Origin of the sequence: Mesorhizobium sp. L2C066B000, assembly GCF_000502335.1 — a bacterium.
Classification (GTDB): domain Bacteria; phylum Pseudomonadota; class Alphaproteobacteria; order Rhizobiales; family Rhizobiaceae; genus Mesorhizobium.
On record NZ_AYWZ01000004.1, the window covers coordinates 168,098 to 184,788 of the forward strand.

At 63.5% G+C, this 16,691-nt stretch carries 16 protein-coding genes and 1 pseudogene; 1 reads left to right on the plus strand and 16 read right to left on the minus strand.

Annotation, left to right across the window (positions count from 1 at the left end; all coding sequences use genetic code 11):
* Positions 1-2: 2 nt before the first annotated feature.
* The 5 genes from X733_RS153030 to X733_RS153010 form a co-directional block, all read right to left on the minus strand.
* Positions 3-1,274, minus strand: coding sequence for a cysteine desulfurase-like protein (locus X733_RS153030; protein WP_023818599.1), 1,272 nt, complete (start codon positions 1,272-1,274; stop codon positions 3-5).
* A 45-nt stretch (positions 1,275-1,319) separates the two neighbouring features.
* Positions 1,320-1,994, minus strand: a complete 675-nt coding sequence (locus X733_RS153025) for an amino acid ABC transporter permease (RefSeq protein WP_023667812.1) — start codon at positions 1,992-1,994, stop codon at positions 1,320-1,322.
* 150 nt (positions 1,995-2,144) lie between these two features.
* On the minus strand, positions 2,145-2,942 hold the full coding sequence (locus X733_RS153020; protein ID WP_023682726.1) for an ABC transporter substrate-binding protein: 798 nt from the start codon (positions 2,940-2,942) through the stop codon (positions 2,145-2,147).
* A 76-nt stretch (positions 2,943-3,018) separates the two neighbouring features.
* Positions 3,019-4,218 (minus strand): pyridoxal phosphate-dependent aminotransferase, encoded by a 1,200-nt coding sequence (locus X733_RS153015; RefSeq protein ID WP_023667810.1) that lies wholly within the window; start codon positions 4,216-4,218, stop codon positions 3,019-3,021.
* A gap of 155 nt (positions 4,219-4,373) precedes the next feature.
* On the minus strand, positions 4,374-5,135 hold the full coding sequence (locus X733_RS153010) for an HpcH/HpaI aldolase/citrate lyase family protein (protein WP_023686922.1): 762 nt from the start codon (positions 5,133-5,135) through the stop codon (positions 4,374-4,376).
* Between the two features lie 120 nt (positions 5,136-5,255).
* On the opposite strand from X733_RS153010, the pseudogene X733_RS01000000166160 reads away from it, so the two are divergent.
* A pseudogene (locus X733_RS01000000166160) lies at positions 5,256-6,346 on the plus strand (LLM class flavin-dependent oxidoreductase).
* A gap of 23 nt (positions 6,347-6,369) precedes the next feature.
* Here the strand turns inward: X733_RS01000000166160 and X733_RS153005 are convergent.
* The 11 genes from X733_RS153005 to X733_RS152955 form a co-directional block, all read right to left on the minus strand.
* The gene (locus tag X733_RS153005) at positions 6,370-6,765 is read right to left on the minus strand and encodes a RidA family protein (protein WP_023667806.1); all 396 of its coding nucleotides are present in this window, start codon (positions 6,763-6,765) and stop codon (positions 6,370-6,372) included.
* Positions 6,766-6,819: 54 nt separating this feature from the next.
* On the minus strand, positions 6,820-7,968 hold the full coding sequence (locus X733_RS153000; protein WP_023818600.1) for an acyl-CoA dehydrogenase family protein: 1,149 nt from the start codon (positions 7,966-7,968) through the stop codon (positions 6,820-6,822).
* Positions 7,968-8,780, minus strand: a complete 813-nt coding sequence (locus tag X733_RS152995) for an enoyl-CoA hydratase family protein (protein WP_023818601.1) — start codon at positions 8,778-8,780, stop codon at positions 7,968-7,970. Before X733_RS152995 ends, X733_RS153000 begins: the two co-directional genes overlap by 1 nt.
* Positions 8,777-9,247, minus strand: a complete 471-nt coding sequence (locus X733_RS152990) for a MarR family transcriptional regulator (RefSeq protein ID WP_023667803.1) — start codon at positions 9,245-9,247, stop codon at positions 8,777-8,779. Before X733_RS152990 ends, X733_RS152995 begins: the two co-directional genes overlap by 4 nt.
* Positions 9,241-10,014 (minus strand): SDR family NAD(P)-dependent oxidoreductase, encoded by a 774-nt coding sequence (locus X733_RS152985; protein WP_023818602.1) that lies wholly within the window; start codon positions 10,012-10,014, stop codon positions 9,241-9,243. The genes X733_RS152990 and X733_RS152985 overlap by 7 nt, the downstream gene beginning before the upstream one ends.
* Positions 10,011-12,305, minus strand: coding sequence for a bifunctional salicylyl-CoA 5-hydroxylase/oxidoreductase (locus X733_RS152980; protein WP_023818603.1), 2,295 nt, complete (start codon positions 12,303-12,305; stop codon positions 10,011-10,013). Before X733_RS152980 ends, X733_RS152985 begins: the two co-directional genes overlap by 4 nt.
* 141 nt (positions 12,306-12,446) lie before the next feature.
* The gene (locus X733_RS152975; protein WP_023732280.1) at positions 12,447-13,046 is read right to left on the minus strand and encodes a VOC family protein; all 600 of its coding nucleotides are present in this window, start codon (positions 13,044-13,046) and stop codon (positions 12,447-12,449) included.
* Between the two features lie 77 nt (positions 13,047-13,123).
* Positions 13,124-13,954, minus strand: a complete 831-nt coding sequence (locus X733_RS152970) for an ATP-binding cassette domain-containing protein (RefSeq protein WP_023732281.1) — start codon at positions 13,952-13,954, stop codon at positions 13,124-13,126.
* A complete protein-coding gene (locus tag X733_RS152965) occupies positions 13,947-14,825 on the minus strand; it encodes an ABC transporter ATP-binding protein (protein ID WP_023695186.1) in 879 nt (292 codons plus the stop codon). Before X733_RS152965 ends, X733_RS152970 begins: the two co-directional genes overlap by 8 nt.
* On the minus strand, positions 14,822-15,670 hold the full coding sequence (locus X733_RS152960) for an ABC transporter permease (protein ID WP_023818604.1): 849 nt from the start codon (positions 15,668-15,670) through the stop codon (positions 14,822-14,824). Before X733_RS152960 ends, X733_RS152965 begins: the two co-directional genes overlap by 4 nt.
* A complete protein-coding gene (locus tag X733_RS152955; RefSeq protein WP_023818605.1) occupies positions 15,663-16,670 on the minus strand; it encodes an ABC transporter permease in 1,008 nt (335 codons plus the stop codon). The genes X733_RS152960 and X733_RS152955 overlap by 8 nt, the downstream gene beginning before the upstream one ends.
* Positions 16,671-16,691 lie beyond the last annotated feature (21 nt).

The window sequence follows — 16,691 nt, forward strand, 5'->3', positions numbered from 1 at the left end:
AGCTACGACAGCTTGGCTACGACGGCGCGCAGTGCCTCGCCGAAACGCCTGACCTCGTCGACCGTGTTGTAATGGACCAGCGAGGCGCGGATGGCGCCGCTGTCCATCGACAGGTTGAGACGCTTCATCAACCGGGGCGCATACATATGGCCGTCGCGGATGCCGATCTGCATCTCAGCCATTTCCTCGACGATCCGCTGCGGCGACAGCTTGCCGATGTTGAAGCAGAAGGTCGGCACGCGCTCGTTGATGCGGGTCTCTTCCGAAACCCCGTAAATGGTCGCGCCGCAAGCTTTGAGCACCGCGAGCATCTCACGCGCCAGGAGCACTTCGTAGTCGCGGATAGCGCCCATGCCGGCAACGATGTTGTCGCGCCGCGAGCGGTTGTTGGAGGGCGCCAGATTGCGGCCGATCAGTTCCAGGTACTGCACCGCGGCATCCATGCCTGAGACGTTCTCGTAGATGAAGGTGCCGGCCTCGACCTTGTAAGGCGGCTCGTCGGGGATGAAATCCTCGCGGAAGGTCGGCAGCCGCTTCAGCGTTTCGAAGCGGCCCCACAGAAAGCCCATATGCGGCGAGAAATTCTTGTAGCCGGAGCAGACGAGATAGTCGCAGTCCCAGGCCTGCACGTCGATCAGCCCGTGCGGTCCGTAATGCACGCAGTCAAGGAACACTTCGGCGCCGGCCGCATGCGCGATCGCGGCCACCGAAGCGACGTCGACGACCGAACCGATCGAATGCGCGGTCACCGTGCAGGCGACGAGACGGGTGCGATCGGAAACCAGCGGCTTGAGGTCGTCGACATGCAGGTTGCCGTCCTCGCGCATGCGCCACCATTTGAACTTCGCTCCGGCGGGCTCCAGCGCCAGCCACGTGGCGATGTTGGCGTCGTGGTCCATATCGGTGATGACGATCTCGTCGCGCTCTGTGTCCTTGGCCAGCATCTGGCCGATGCCGAGGCTGACCAGGCGAATGAACGAGGTGGCGTTCATGCCGAAGCAGATTTCCGACGGACTGTAGGCGTTGATCAGCAAGGCCACGCTCGTCCGAGCATCCGCAACCGATTGGTCGACCGTGACCGAGCGCCCATAGCGACCACCACGCTGCACATTGTGCGAGACCAGGTGATTGGTCACCGCGTCGAGCACGCTCTGCGGGATCTGCGCGCCGGCGGCGTTGTCCATGAAGATGAAATCACCGGCGCGCTGCAAGGCCGGAAACATGGCGCGGATGGTGTCGACCGGAAAGCCGGCGGCGGCTTGGGAATTGCTCAACTGTATCTCCTGCGAATGGCTTGGGAAGCGGGACGGTTGATGAGGTCAGCGCGTCTTCTCGGTCTTGAAGCGGTCTTCGAGCAGGCTGACGAGGCGGACCATGGGCCAGAGGAAGATGAGATAGACCAAAGCGGCGCCGATCAGCGGCGAGGGATTGGCATAGAGCGACTGCGCGTTGGTCGCTTCCTTCAACAGTTCAGGCAGCGCAACGGTGGAAGCGAGCGACGTGTCCTTGAACATCGAGACGCAATTGCTGGTCATCGGCGGGATGACGACGCGGATCGCCTGCGGCAGCACCACCTTGCGCAAGGTCAAAAGGAAAGGCAGGCCGAGCGCCTGTGCTGCCTCGAATTGGCCTTTCGGAATGCTCTCAATGCCGGAGCGGAACACTTCTGCTGAATAGGCCGACATGATGATGGCGAACGCCGTCACGGCGGAGGCCCAGGACGACAGACGGATGCCGAGGAAGGGCAGCGCATAATAGATCAGGATCAGCACCACCAGCACCGGCAGGGCCCGGAAGATGTCGGTGTAGCCGACCGCCAGCCAGCGCAGCGGCTTCGGCGCATAGAGCCGCAACAGGCTGATCCCCAGGCCAATGGGAATGCCGATGCCGATACTCAAAATGCCGAGCAGCAGCGTGTTCAGGAAGCCACGCAACAGCGCCGGCAGGCTGGACATGATCACGTCAGGATTGAAGAAGGTGTCGATCAGCGACATGGGAGCGTTCCCGAACCCCAGAGCAAAGGATGCTCAAGTTAAAACCAATCGACCTTGCCTCCGATGAGGCTATCCGTGTGGCAGCAGGCGCCGAAGCGTGAAATGAATCGTGCCGGCCTGGGAGCCGGCACGATTTAAGTGCATTGCCGGTCAGGCCTTGGGCAGCGGCATTTCCTTGACCGTCGAGGAATCGGCTGGCGCGTCGCTGCCGAACCACTTCTTGTGGATCGCGGCCAGCGTTCCGTCCTTCTTCATCGCGGTCAGCGCGTCGTTCAGCTTACCGAGCAGCGGATGGTCCTTGCTCATCATCAGGCCGTACTGTTCGCCGGTCTTGATGCGCTGCTTGACCTTCAGGTCCTTCATCTTGGTGAAGGAGTATTCCATGCCCGGAATATCGCTGACGGCGGCGTCCACGCGGCCCGCGCTGAGGTCGAGCAGAAGATTCTGCTGCGTGTCATAGCCCTTCACGTCGCTGTAGCCGTCAGCCTCCTGATGCGCCTTGACCCAGGTCTCGCCGGTCGAGCCTGAAAGCACGCCGACGATCTTGCCCTTGAGGTCGGCCTCGGTGTTAACAGCGCTATCGGTCTTCGTCGCAATGCCCATGTCGGAGTCATAATAGGGCTGGGTGAAGGACAGCGTTTTCAGTCGCTCCGGCGTGATGGTGATCGAGGAGATCGCGACATCGATGCGGTTGGAACTGACAGCCGCGAACAGCGCCTGGAAGCCGAGGTCGGCAATGTCGGTGGTCATGCCGGCACGCTTGGCCGCTTCGTTGACGATGTCGACTTCAAAGCCCTCGAACGTGCCGCTCTCGTTCTTGTATTCGAAGGGCGGATTGGTCGGGTAGGCGCCGACATTGAGCACATCGGCGGCAAAGGCGGTGGCCGGGCCGGCAGCGATGCCGATCGTGGCGGCGAGAAGAAGCAGGTTGCGACGAGTGAAGCTCATTTTGTGTTCCCTCTGGTTGTGATCGGGCGGGTTTGCTCCCGCACGGTTTGTTGCCGTCCCACCTCCCAGCGGGGCGTCAATTCATGGCGGCGACCATGCGCTCGAGCGCGGTCGCTATCTGGTCGCGTTCACGGCACACGCACATCCGCAGGAAGGCCGCTGCCGAATTTCCAAAGAGGTGGCCGGGAGCCAGCCCGACGCGCGCCGTCTCCAGTATCCTGGCGCAGGCCTGCCGGGCGTCGCTTTCGCCGTCCATGGCAAAGAAGGCATACATGCCTCCGCGCGGTTTCGTCGGCAGGATGATGCCGGGAATCTGGGCCAGCCTGTCATAGGCAAGGTCGAGGCCGGTTTTGATCCGCTGCCTGATCTCCTCGACCAGCGGCTCGCCTTGGCGGATGGCGGCGACAGCGCCTGCCTGGATAGGCGCGGCGGTGCCGCTGTTGATGTACTGCGTCATGGCGCCAAGCTGGTCGGCCACCCCCGACGGATGCGTCAGCCAGCCGATGCGCCAGCCGGTCATCGCCCACGCCTTCGAAAAACTGTTGACCGACAGCACCCGGTCGCCATCCTCGGCGATCTGCAGGATGGAAGGAGCAACATTGCCGTCGAAATAGAGCCGGCCATAGACCTCGTCGGAGATGATCCAGATGCCGGTGCGCCGGCTGAAGTCGAGCAGCGCCTGCATCTCCTCGCGCGACGCGGTCCAGCCGGTCGGGTTGGACGGCGTCGACAGGAAGATCGCGCGTGTGCGCGCATCGCAAGTGGCGAACAGCCGGTCGAGATCGAGATGCCAGTCGCCCTTGAAGTCGAGCGAAAACGGCCTTGGCTCGCCGCCGATCAGATGGATGGCGTTGTGGATGTTGGGCCATTGCGGCGCGACATAGACGACGTTGCTGCCGGTATCGACCAGTAGTTCCAGCGCGAGGTACAGCGCCTGCATGCCGCCGGGCGTGACCGTGGTGCGCGCAATCGGGATCGTCCGGCCGTGAATGCGCGTTTGGTATTCCGACAGCGCCTCGTTCAGTAGGGGGTGCCCACGCATGTTAGGGACGTAGAACGTCTGGCCTTCATCGAAGGCGGCCTTCGCCGCGTCGCGGATGAAAGCGGGCGTCACCATGTCGCCTTCGCCGTACCAGAGCGCGATCACGTCGCCCAGTTCTCGGGCGCGCACGGCAAGGTTGGCAATGTTTTCGGTGTGCAGGTCACGGATCTGGGCACGTACGCCGTCGAAAGCATAACGCGCGCTGGACGATGACTGGGGCAGTATGAACGACAAGGACTGAAACCCCTCCCACCCGGAGCACCGCGACGGACTGCCCGGCAAGCCCCACCGGCACGACAGTCGCCATCGGGTTTGGATGCTATCCAATGTGCTGCGCTTTTCAAGGAAAAAGTTTTAAGCTTAAAAAGTTTTTGCCCGATCCCGCCCGTCTACCGCAGCTCGGCGCGCGCAGCGGTGCAGTTGGCCGCAGCGCCGGCGCCAAGAAACATCGTATCGCTGGCCAGCACGAAGAAGCTCGCGCCGATAGCGGCCCACTGGCTGATCGTCTGTGGGCTGGCGCAAAATATGCCCGATGTCCTGCCATGCGCGACGGTCGCGCGGATGATCCTTGTGATCGCCTCATTGAGCTTGTCCACGCCTTTCGGCCCGATCGCATCGATCGACACGGAGAGATCGCCGGGGCCGACGAAGACCACATCGATGCCGTCTATGGCCGCGATCGCCTCGATGTTGGCCAGCCCCTCCGATGTCTCGACCTGGACCGCGACGACCACCCTGTCATTGGCCGCGGCCAGATATTCGGGAATGCGATAGCCATAGCCTGCCGCGCGGCCAGGCCCGACGCCGCGCTCGCCCAGCGGCGGATAGCGCGAGGCTTTCACCGCCGCCTCGGCCTGAGCAGCGGTCGAGACGCGCGGCACGAGCACGCCTTGTGCGCCGCTGTCGAGCGCCGCCTGGATAGCTTCCGGCGCATGACCGGGAACACGCACCATGGCCGGCACGCGATGCACGTCGGCCGCGCGCACCATGGTTTCGATCGTGTCGCGCGCGATCTGGGCATGTTCCCAGTCGATGCAGACGAAGTCGAGGCCGGTGAGCGCCATCACTTCGACGGCGACGGGATGGGGAATAGCGGCGAAGGAGCCGACGAGATTGGTCTTGCCGATGCACTTCTGACGGAACGCGCTCATATCCATCCCCTTTTCCCCTCCAAATTCATATCCGCAATCGGCGGCGAGGCGAAGCTATTTCAGGCTTGAAATATTTTTGCGCGGGCCTAGCGTGTCGGTCTCCCGCCACGAGTTCCCATGATGATCAAAACGCATCCCCTGCACGGCTCGAACAAACTGAAGCTCGGCGTCTTTTCGACCAATGCCGATGGCGGTCTGGCCATCACCGATGTGCCGGAACGCTGGACGGCAAGCTGGCAGGACAATCTGACGGCGGCGCAGATCGCCGACCGCGCCGGGCTGGAATTTATGCTTCCGATCGCGCGCTGGCGTGGCTTTGGCGGCCGCAACAAGGTGCGCGAATGGTCGTTCGAGACCTTCACCTGGGCAGCAGCTCTGGCGGTGGCCACCGAGCAGATCGGCCTGTTCATGACCGTGCATGTGCCGCTGGTGCATCCGCTCTATGCCGCCAAGGCGCTGGCAACTGTCGACCATATCAGCCAGGGCCGCGCCGGCTTGAACATCGTCTGCGGCTGGAACCCGAAGGAATTCGGCATGTTCGGCACGCCTTTGGTCGAGAAGGGCTACGACCAGGCCGCCGAATGGATCGAAATCCTGGAAAAGCTCTACGCCTCGGACCAGCCTCTGGACTATGAAGGCACCTACTATCGCCTCAAGGAGGCGGTGAGCCGGCCGGCGAGCCTGCAGGTTCCACGCCCGGTGACCATGAACGCTGCTTTCGGTGGCCCGGGCCGGGATTTCGCCGCCGCCCGATGCGATTATCTGTTCACGACCTTTTCGGAAATGAGCGATGCCGGCAAGCATGTCGCCGACATCAGCGAGCGGGCCGACAAGGTTGGCCGCAACGTCGGCGTCTACACGGTGGCGCATGTCGTCTGCCGTCCAACCATGGAAGAGGCGCAGGCCTACTACACNGCTATGCCGTCGATCTGGTCGACCACGATGCGGTCGATGCTCATATGGCAGGCAAGAAGGAGTTCTCGCAGTCGCATGACCCGCATGCCTATGACCGCTACCGGCAGCGTTTCGCCGGCGGCGCCGGCACCTACCCGCTGGTTGGAACGCCGGAGACGATTGCCGCCGAGATGGCGGCAATAGCCGGGCATGGCTACCAGGGCATCGCGCTGTCGTTCGTCAACTACACCCAGGAACTGCCCTATTTCTGCGACCACGTATTTCCGCTGCTGAAGCGGGCGGGGCTGCGCTGCTGATCAATCCGGGAATAACGAATTCGTTAATCCGGAATGACGGCGGTTGCCTGAATTTCGATCTTGGCGCGATCTTCCACCAGCGCCACCACCTGCATGGCGGCCATCGCTGGGAAATGCCGGCCGATCACCTCGCGATAGGCCTCGCCTATACCCTTGAGATTGCCGAGATATTCGGCCTTGTCGGTGAAATACCAGGTCATCGCGGTGATGTGCCGTGGCTCCGCGCCGGCTTCCGCCAGCACGGCGACGATGTTTTGCAGCGTCTGCCGCACCTGGCCGGCGAAATCGTCGGTCTCGAACTGGCACTGCCCGTTCCAGCCGACCTGTCCGCCCACGAAGACGAGCCTGCCGCGCGCAGCAATGCCGTTGGCGTAGCCGACCGGCTTCGCCCAGCCCTCCGGCTGCAGGATCTCGTGCATTTTCAAGCCTCCCCGGTATTCTTAAAGATCAATCTCAAATCAAATACATCGCCGTCAGGCCGCGCCCATCACCTGCCGTGCGATCACCACCTTCTGCACATCGGATGCGCCCTCGTAGATGCGTAGCGCGCGGATCTCGCGATAGAGGCTCTCGACGATATGGCCCTTGCGGACGCCGTCCCCCCCATGCAGCTGCACAGCCTTGTCGATCACCTCTTGCGCCTTGTCGGTGGCGAACAGCTTGGCCATCGCCGCCTCGCGGGTGACACGAGCCGCGCCCATGTCCTTGGTCCAGGCAGCGCGGTAGACCAGCAGCGCTGCGGCATCGATGTCCAGCGCCATGTCGGCGATATGGCCTTGCACCATCTGCAGCTCTGCCATCGGAGCGCCGAAGAGTTTGCGCTCGGCCACTCTGCTGATGCTTTCTTCCAGCGCCCGGCGGGCAAAGCCGAGTGCCGCCGCGCCTACCGTCGAGCGGAACACGTCAAGCACCGACATGGCGATGCGGAAGCCGTCTCCCGGTTTGCCGATCAGCGCCGAAGCCGGCACCCGCACCTGATCGAAGGAAAGCCGCGCCAGCGGATGCGGCGCGATCACTTCAAGGCGCTCGGCAATGCCAAGCCCCTTGGTATCAGCGGGTACGAGAAAGGCGGAAAGTCCCTTGGCACCCGGTGCCTCGGCGGTGCGGGCAAAGACGACGTAGAGATCGGCAATGCCGCCATTGGAAATCCAGGTCTTCTCGCCGGTGAGGATATAGAAGTCGTCATTGCGGATCGCGGTCATTTCGGTGTTGGCGACATCCGACCCGGAGCGTGGCTCCGACAGCGCGAAGGCGGAAATCGTCTTGCCGGCCCTGGTCTTTGCCAGCCATTGCTGCTGGTCGGGTGTGCCGAACAGGCTGAGCGCGCCGGTGCCGAGCCCCTGCATGGCGAAGGCGAAGTCGGCCAACCCGTCATGGCGCGCCAGCGTCTCGCGCGTGATGCACAAGGTGCGGACATCGAGCGGTCCCGGATTGTCGGTATCGAGCGCCGTCGGCTTCAGCCAGCCGTCGCGGCCAAGTTTCGCCACCAGCTCGCGGCAGGCGGCATCGACGTCGTGGTGATCGACGGGAAGGTTTATCGCGCACCATGCTTCCAGCCTTTCGGCCAGTTCGCGGTGGCGATCTTCAAAGAACGGCCAGCGGAGGAAACTCCTGTCTGCCATCAATTCCCCTCGAACACCGGTTTTTCCTTGGCCACGAAGGCCTTGTAGGCGCGCTCGAAGTCACGCGTCTGCATGCAGATCGCCTGCGCCTGCGCTTCTGCTTCGATCGCCTGGTCGAGGCCCATCGACCACTCCTGGTTGAGCTGTGTCTTGGTGATGCCGTGCGCGAAGGTCGGGCCCGAGACGATTCGCGCCGCCATCTCGAGCGCGTCGGCCTCGAGCACTGCGGCATCGACAAGCCTGTTGTAGAAGCCCCAGCGCTCGCCTTCCGCTGCCGTCATCGTGCGGCCGGTGTAGAGCAATTCGGCGGCACGGCCCTGGCCGATGATGCGCGGCAGGATCGCGCACGCGCCCATATCGCAACCGGCAAGCCCGACGCGGGTGAACAGGAAAGCGGTCTTGGCCTCCGGCGTGGCGATGCGGATGTCGGCGCTCATGGCGATGATGGCGCCGGCGCCGACCGCGACACCGTCGACCGCCGCGATGATCGGCTTGCCGCAATTGAGCATCGCCTTGACGAAATCGCCGGTCATGCGGGTGAAGGCGAGCAATTCCTTCATGTCCATCTTGACCAAGGGGCCGATAATGTCGTGGACATCGCCGCCCGAGCAGAAATTGCCGCCATTGGGCAGGAACACCACGGCGTCGACGTCGTCGGCATAGACGAGATCGCGGAACGTGTCGCGCAGTTCCGCATAGCTGTCGAAGGTCAGCGGATTCTTGCGCTCCGGCCGGTCGAGCCGCACCTTGGCGATCCTGCCTTCGACTTCCCAAAGGAAGTGCTTCGGCTTGAGGCCGGCCATCGAACTCATTCGCGTCCCTCCCAGTTGCTGCGGAACGAGGTCAGCATGCCGGTCAGCCGGCGCGCATCCTCCTCGCTGACCTTGGCCAGCAATTCTCCGATCCAACCCTCATGCGCCGCGGCCATTGCGGCAAAAGATTTGGAACCCTCGTCGGTCAGTCGCACCATGGATGTGCGGCGATCGCCATTGCGGCGCGCGCGCGCGACCACCCCTTCCGAAACCAGCCGGTCGACAATGCCGGTGACATTGCCGTTGGATACCAGCAGGAAGCGCGACAGATCGCTCATCAGCATGCCTTCCGGCGCGCGGTAGAGGGCGGCCATGACGTCGAAACGCGGCAGTGTCGTATCGAATTCCTTCTTCAGGCGCTCGCGCAGCTCGGCCTCGATCGTGCGCGAGGCGCGCAGCAGCCTGATCCAGAGACGCAGCCGGTCCTTGCCGGGTCCCGACGGCGCGGGCAATGGGCCGGCTACCATGTTTCGCCTCCTGAGATCGAAATCGCTTGTCCGGTAATCGACGCAGCCGCATCGCCGCACAGCCAGAGCACCGTCGCGGCAACTTCCTGCGGCTGGATGAAACGGCCTTGCGGGTTGGTCGAGGCAAGGCTCGCCCGCGCCTGCTCGACTGAGCGGCCGGTCTTTTCGACGACGCGCTGAATGGAGTCCGCCAGCATGTCGGTCTCTACGAAGCCCGGGCAAACGGCGTTGACGGTCACGCCGGATTTCGCCGTCTCGGCCGCCAGTGCCCGCATCAGCCCGACCACCCCATGCTTGGCCGCCACGTAGGGCGCGACATAGGCGTAGCCTTTCAGCCCTGCGGTCGAGGCGACGAAGACGATCCGGCCCGCCTTGCGCGCGGCCATGCCGGCCAGCGCCGGCTTCACCGTCAGGAAGGCGCCGGTCAGATTGACGTCGAGCGTCCGCTGCCAGTCGGCAAGCGAGGTCCTGTGCGTCGGCGTGCTGCCGGCGATGCCGGCATTGGCGACGACAATGTCGAACGGGCCGCGCACGGCTTCCGCTTGCGCGTAGAGCGAAATCATCGCCGCCTCGTCGGTGACATCGGCTGACATGGCGTGGATGCGGTCGTTCTCGCCGGCCAACTTGGCGAGCTCGGCGTCGCGCCTCCCGCATATGGTCACCTCTATGCCGGCCTCGGCCAGCACGAGCGCGATGGCCCGGCCGACGCCGGAGCCGCCGCCAGTGACTAGCGCATGTTTGCCTGAAATCGCCCAGGCCGTCGTCATACTTTCAGCCCCGCCGCCGCATCGCGCTCGGCCAGCCGGTAGATCTGGTCGCGTCCGGGCAGATAGGGATCCGGCCATTTGACACCACGATCACCGAGCGTCACGGCCGCATGCAGCGTCCAGTAGGGATCGGCGAGATGCGGCCGTGCCAGGGCCACCAGGTCGGCGCGGCCGGCCATCAGGATCGAATTGACATGATCCGGCTCGTAGATGTTGCCGACCGCCATCGTCGCCATGCCGACCTCGTTGCGGATGCGGTCCGAGAGCGGCGTCTGGAACATTCGGCCATAGACAGGCTTGGCGGCAATCGAGGTCTGGCCTGCCGAGACGTCGCATATGTCGACGCCGGCTTCGTGCAGCATCCGCGCGATCTCCACCGCATCGGCCGGCGTCACACCTTCGATGCCGACCCAATCATTGGCCGAAATGCGCACCGAGATCGGCTTTCGCGTCGGCCAGGCGGCGCGCACCGCATGGAAGATTTCCAGGGGATAGCGCATGCGATTTTCCCGCGAACCGCCATACTCATCCGTGCGTTGGTTGGTGACCGGCGTGATGAAGGACGACAGCAAATAGCCATGCGCGGCATGGATCTCGAGCATGTCGAAACCGCAGCGATCTGCCATCTCGGTGGACGCGACGAACTGGTCACGCACCTCGTCCATGTCGGCGCGGTCCATGGCTTTCGGCACCTGATTCTCAGGCGACCATGCAATCGCCGAGGCCGCCATGACCGGCCAATTGCCCGAGGCGAGCGGCACGTCGGTGCCTTCCCACCCGACACGGGTCGAGCCCTTGGCCCCGGAATGGCCAATCTGGGCGCAGATTTTCGCCTCGGTCTCGGTGTGGACGAAATCGACCAGCCGCTTCCACGCCACCTCATGTTCGGACGCATAGAAGCCGGGACAACCGGGCGTGATGCGTCCTTCCGGGCTGACGCAGGTCATCTCGATATAGACAAGCCCGGCGCCGCCCTTGGCACGCTCGGCATAGTGGGCGAAATGCCAGTCGGTCGGGCAGCCATCGACTGCCTTGTACTGCGCCATCGGCGAAACGACGATGCGGTTGTTGAGCTGCATGTCGCGCAGTTTGAACGGCGCGAACATCGGTGCCCGGCGCTGCCTGTTGCCGCCTGCCCCTGCCTGGCGCTGGAACCATTCCTCGGCGCTTTCAAGCCATTTGGCATCGCGCAGCCGCAAATTCTCGTGGCTGATGCGTTGCGAGCGGGTCAGCAGCGAATAATTGAACTGCACCGGATCGAGGCCGAGATAGCGCTCGACCTCCTCGAACCACTCCAGCGAATTGCGCGCCGCCGACTGCAGCTTCAGCACCTCGGTGCGGCGCGCATCCTCATACTTGCGGAAGGCGGCGTCGAGGTCCGGTTCGGTTTTGACATATTCGGCCAGCGCCACCGCGCTTTCCAATGCGAGCTTGGTGCCGGAGCCGATCGAGAAATGTGCCGAGGCCGCCGCGTCGCCCATCAGCGCCAGGTTCTTGTAAGACCAGCGTTCGCACAGCACGCGCGGGAAATTGATCCAGGCCGAACCTCTGATGTGATTGGCATTGGTCATCAGCGCGTGGCCGCCGAGATGTTTCTCAAAGATGCGCTCGCAGACGGCGATGGATTCCTGCTGCGACATGGCGCCGAAGCCGAAGGCAGCCCAGGTCTGTTCGCTGCACTCGACAATGAAGGTCGCTGTCTCGCTGTCGAATTGATAGGCGTGCGCCCACACCCAGCCATGCTCGGTCCTCTCGAAGATGAAGGTGAAGGCGTCGTCGAATTTCTGGTTGGTGCCGAGCCAGACGAATTTGCATTTGCGGGTGTCGATGTCGGGCTTGAAGACTTCGACGAAGGTGTTGCGCGCCCTTGAGTTCAGCCCATCGGCGGCGACGACCAGATCATGCGTCTTCATATAGGGCTGAGGGTCGGCGATATCGCTCTCGAACATCAGCCTCACGCCAAGTTCGCGCGCGCGTCGCTGCAGCAGGATCAGAAGCCGCTTGCGGCCGATGCCACAGAAACCGTGGCCCGACGAGACCGTGCGCACGCCGTCATGGATGACGGCGATGTCGTCCCAATAGGCGAAATGCTTCTTGATCCAGACAGCGCTGACCGGGTCGTTTTTGGCAAGGTTGTCGAGTGTTTCGGCCGACAGCACGACGCCCCAGCCGAACGTATCGTCGGCGCGGTTGCGCTCGAACACCGTGACCTCGTGGGCGGCGTCCCGCAGCTTCATTGAAATGGCAAAGTAGAGGCCGGCTGGTCCGCCACCGAGAACCGCAACCTTCATCCGTGCGATCTCCTCTTCGCTTGCTGCATCTCAAGTATCGCGCCGGAGATAAACTATTTCAAGCTTAAAGTTTCATGTTGGAACGATTGCTGAACACGGGTGGCGCGCCTGCGGGTTGGCCCCGCAAGCGCGCTCTGGAAATTACTTGTCCGGGTTCTTCGGGCTCCACAGCACAGTCTCGGCACCTTTCTCATAGGCCATCCCGTCGGGATAGCTGATCGCCTCCAGCTGCAGCCCCCATGGCGCCTGGAAATAGAGAATGGTCTGGCCGGCCGCCGGACCTTCCTTGACCGGCAGCGGCCCCATCCGCGTCTTCACGCCCTTGCCGTCGAGATAGGCTTTGGCCGCGGCGACATCATCGACGTACAATGCAATGTGGAAGCCGCCGATATCGCTGTTCTTCGGCGTCAAATCCTTCTGGTCGGGCGCGGTGTATTTGAACAGCTCTATATTCGAGCCATAGCCGCAACGCACCATGGTGACCTGCTCGATGACAGCCTTCGGATCGACGCCCAGAAGATCCTGCATGAAGGTGCCCTTGTCATCGGCGAACGGACCGAACGACATCGCCTTCTTGCAGCCGACGACTTCGGTGAAGAAGTCGACTGCCTGCTTCATGTCGGGCACCGTGATGCCGGTGTGGTCGTGGCCGCGCATCCCCGGGATCGCATCGGCCGAAGCCGTTCCCATCGAGCAGAACAGGATCGCGGCAAGCATCGTGCCGCGGGCTGCGTAATTCATATTACCCTCCGTTCGCGGGCTGATTTTGCCCTCATGCACGTCCGAAGCCCGCTGTTCGGCGTGGTGGGTGAACAGTCCTATGCCGGCGCTTTCGTTGCTGGCCGCAACCAGTCCGCGTCGATCTCAGGCAGTGGGATGGCGGCAAGCAGGTCGCGCGTGTAGGTCTCCCTGGGATTGTCGAACAGCGCATCGGTGGCGCTCGCCTCGACGATCCTGCCCTCGCGCATGACGATCACTTGTTGGCACAGCCGCCGGATGACCGACAGGTCGTGGCTGATGAAGGCGACCGTCAGCCCCATCTCCGCGGCCAGTCTCTCCAAAAGGGTGAGGATCTGCGCCTGCGTCGATACGTCGAGGCCGGAGACGATCTCGTCGGCCAGCACGAATTTCGGCGACAGCGCCAACGCGCGCGCAATTCCGACGCGCTGGCGCTGCCCGCCCGACAGTTCATGACGATAGCGACTAGCGAAGCTTTGCGGCAGGCCGACGCGATGCAATGCCTCGGCGACGCGTTCCTTGAGCCTGTCGCCAAGCCCATTCTGCTTGAGCGGCGCGGCAATGATGCCGGCGATGGTGCGACGCGGGTTGAGCGACGACATCGGGTCCTGGAAGATCATCTGCAGGTCGCGGCGCAGAGGTCGCAGCTCCGCATCCGGCAGATGGGCGATATCGCGGCCCTCGAAATGGATGCTGCCGACGCTCGGCTCCAGAAGTCTGACAAGCGTGCGGCCGAGCGTCGATTTTCCGGACCCGGATTCACCGACGATGCCGGTCACCGAACCTCTCGGCAGATCGAAGTCCAGGCCTTTCAAAATCTCGGCCAGCGGCGCGCGGCCGATCAGCGGCTTGCGGGTCATGTCGGGCAGCGCCACCTTCAGCCCGCGCACGGAAAACAGCGGCTCAACCATGCGGCCGTCTCCACGCCTGGTCTGCCGCGCCGATCTCGGCGGCAAGCCCGGCCAGCACGGTCTCGTCCACCGGCTTCAGCGAGGCCAAGGGATGGGTGTAGCGTGGCGTGGCGGCTATCAATGCCCGCGTATAGGGATGCTCAGGCGCGGCGAAGAGAGCGGCTGTATCAGCCTCTTCCACCACCTTGCCGGCGTAGAGCACAGACACTTGCTGGCTGATCTTTGCAACGACGCCGAGATCGTGGGTGACGAACAGGATCGCGGTGCCATGCTCGCGTTGCAACTCGGCGATCAGGCGCAGGATCTGCTTTTGCACGGTCACGTCGAGCGCGGTTGTTGGCTCGTCGGCAACGATCAGCCGTGGCTCGGCGGCGAAGGCGGCGGCGATCAGCACACGCTGGCGCATGCCGCCGGACAGCTCGTGCGGATAGCATTTCAGCACCCGGTCGGGATCGCGGATCTGCACCTCATCCAACAATTGCCGGATACGCTTGTCCGCCTTGTCACCGTTCCAGCCGAGAATGCGCACCAGCCGGTCAGTCATCTGCGGACCGATGCGGCGCGACGGGTTGAGCGCAGTCAACGGATCTTGCGGGATCAGCGCCGTGCGAGCGCCGATCAGCGTGCGCCTTGCCTTGGGCTGCAGCCTGCCGAGGTCTTCGCCTTCGAGCTGCATGGCGCCTTCGACGATGCGCACGCTTGACGGCAGCACACCGAGCACCGCCTTGCCGATCATCGTCTTGCCGGCGCCGCTCTCGCCAACAAGAGCACGCACCTCACCCGGCTGCACGGAGAGCGACACCGACCGCAGCACGCGCTGGCCGTTCGGCAGCACGGCGCTCAGATTGGCAATATCCAGGCAAGCGCTCATCGCAGCACCGGATCGAAGCGTGTCTTCAGCGCCTCACCGAACTGGCTGAACGACAGCACGGTGAGGATCAGCGTGACAAGCGGAAACACCAGCACCCACCAGGCCTGATGGATCGACAGCCGGCCCTCGGCGATGATGCCGCCCCAGGTCGGATCGTCGGTCGAGATCGACAGATTGACGAAGGACAGGATGGCCTCCACGATGACGGCGATGCCCATCTCCAGCGACAGCAATGCCACGATCGACGGCACCACATTGGGCAGCACCTCGCGCAGCATGATGCCGATGCGGCCATAGCCGGCGATGCGGGCGTTCTCGACATAGTCCATGCGCGACTGGCCCATCGCTTCGGCGCGGATCACCCGGCAAAAGCGCGTCCAGTCGATTATGACGATGGCGAGGATGACGGAACTGAGGCCGGTGCCGAGCACCGCGACCAGCAGGATGGCGAACAGCACCGGCGGGAATGCCATCCAGACGTCGACGATGCGTGAAATGATGCGGTCGGCCCAGCCGCCGAAATAGCCGGCGACCAGTCCGAGCGTCGAGCCGACAAGGCAGGCGGCGATCGCCGCCGCGAAAGCGACGATGAAGGCGATACGGCCGCCGAAGATCAGCCGGGAGAGGAGATCGCGGCCGAGGCTGTCGGTGCCCAGCCAATAGCCGGATTCCGCACCACTCATCCAGAATGGCGGCAGCCGTTCCAGCATCAGGTCTTGCGCCAGCGGGTCCTGCGGTGCGACCAGCGGCGCGAAGATCGCGGCCAGCAGCGCCAGCAGCAGCCAGCCGCCGGCCAGCCACAGCCTCGGGCCGAGTCCGCGCCGGGCGATGCGTGTCTCATCCATGGCGCAGCCTCGGATTGAGCAGCGCGTACATCATGTCGACGCCAAGATTGATCAGTACGAACAGCAGCGCGAACACCAGCACGATGCCTTGGATCAGCGGCAGGTCGCGGTTGATGACGGCATCGATCGCCATGTTGCCGAGCCCTTCGTAGGAAAACAGCCGCTCGACGATGACCGTGCCGCCGACAAGGAAGGTGAACTGGACGCCGACGAGAGTCAGTGTCGGCAAGGCAGCGTTCTTCAGCGCCTCGCGCAGGATAACCTGCGTTTCCGAAAACCCCTTCACCCGGGCCAGCACGACATAGTCGAGGTCAAGCACTTCCTTCAGCGACTGTTTCAGCAACTGCGCGATGATTGCCGCCAGCGGCAATGCCAAGGCTACTGCCGGCATCAGCATGTGTTTCAGCAGATCCCAGGTCAGGTCGAAGCGCAGCCGAAGCAAGCTCTCGAAGAAATAGAACTGGGTGAGGAAGGGCAGATCGAGCTGCGGCGACACCCGGCCGGAAATGTCGAAGATCGGCACCAGCACGCCGAACAAAAGGATCAGCACGAGGCCCCACAGGAAATCGGGAATGGAAAGGACGGCGCCGCTGGCGATATCGATGCTGGCTTCGACCGCCGTGCCGCGCTCGCGCGCGCCGAGGACCGCCGTCGTGCCGCCTAGCGCCATCGCCATGATCAGCGCAACGATGGCGAGTTCCAGCGTTGCCGGCAAGCGGTTGAAGACGAGGCTGAGCACATCTTGCCGGAGCGAAATCGAGGTACCGAAATCGCCCCTGACAACACCGGAAAGCCAGATGAAGAATTGCTGCACGATGGTCTTGTCGAGCCCGTAAAGTGCACGCAGCCGGTCGATGTCGGCATTCGTCGCACCGGGCGGCAGCATCATGGCGATCGGGTCACCGGGCGCAACGCGGATCACGACGAAGACGACGACGGCCACGCCGAACAGCGTAATCAGCATCGTCAGCAGACGGATCAGGAATCGTTGCAGGAGCATTCTGGTGTAGGCCCAGTGCGT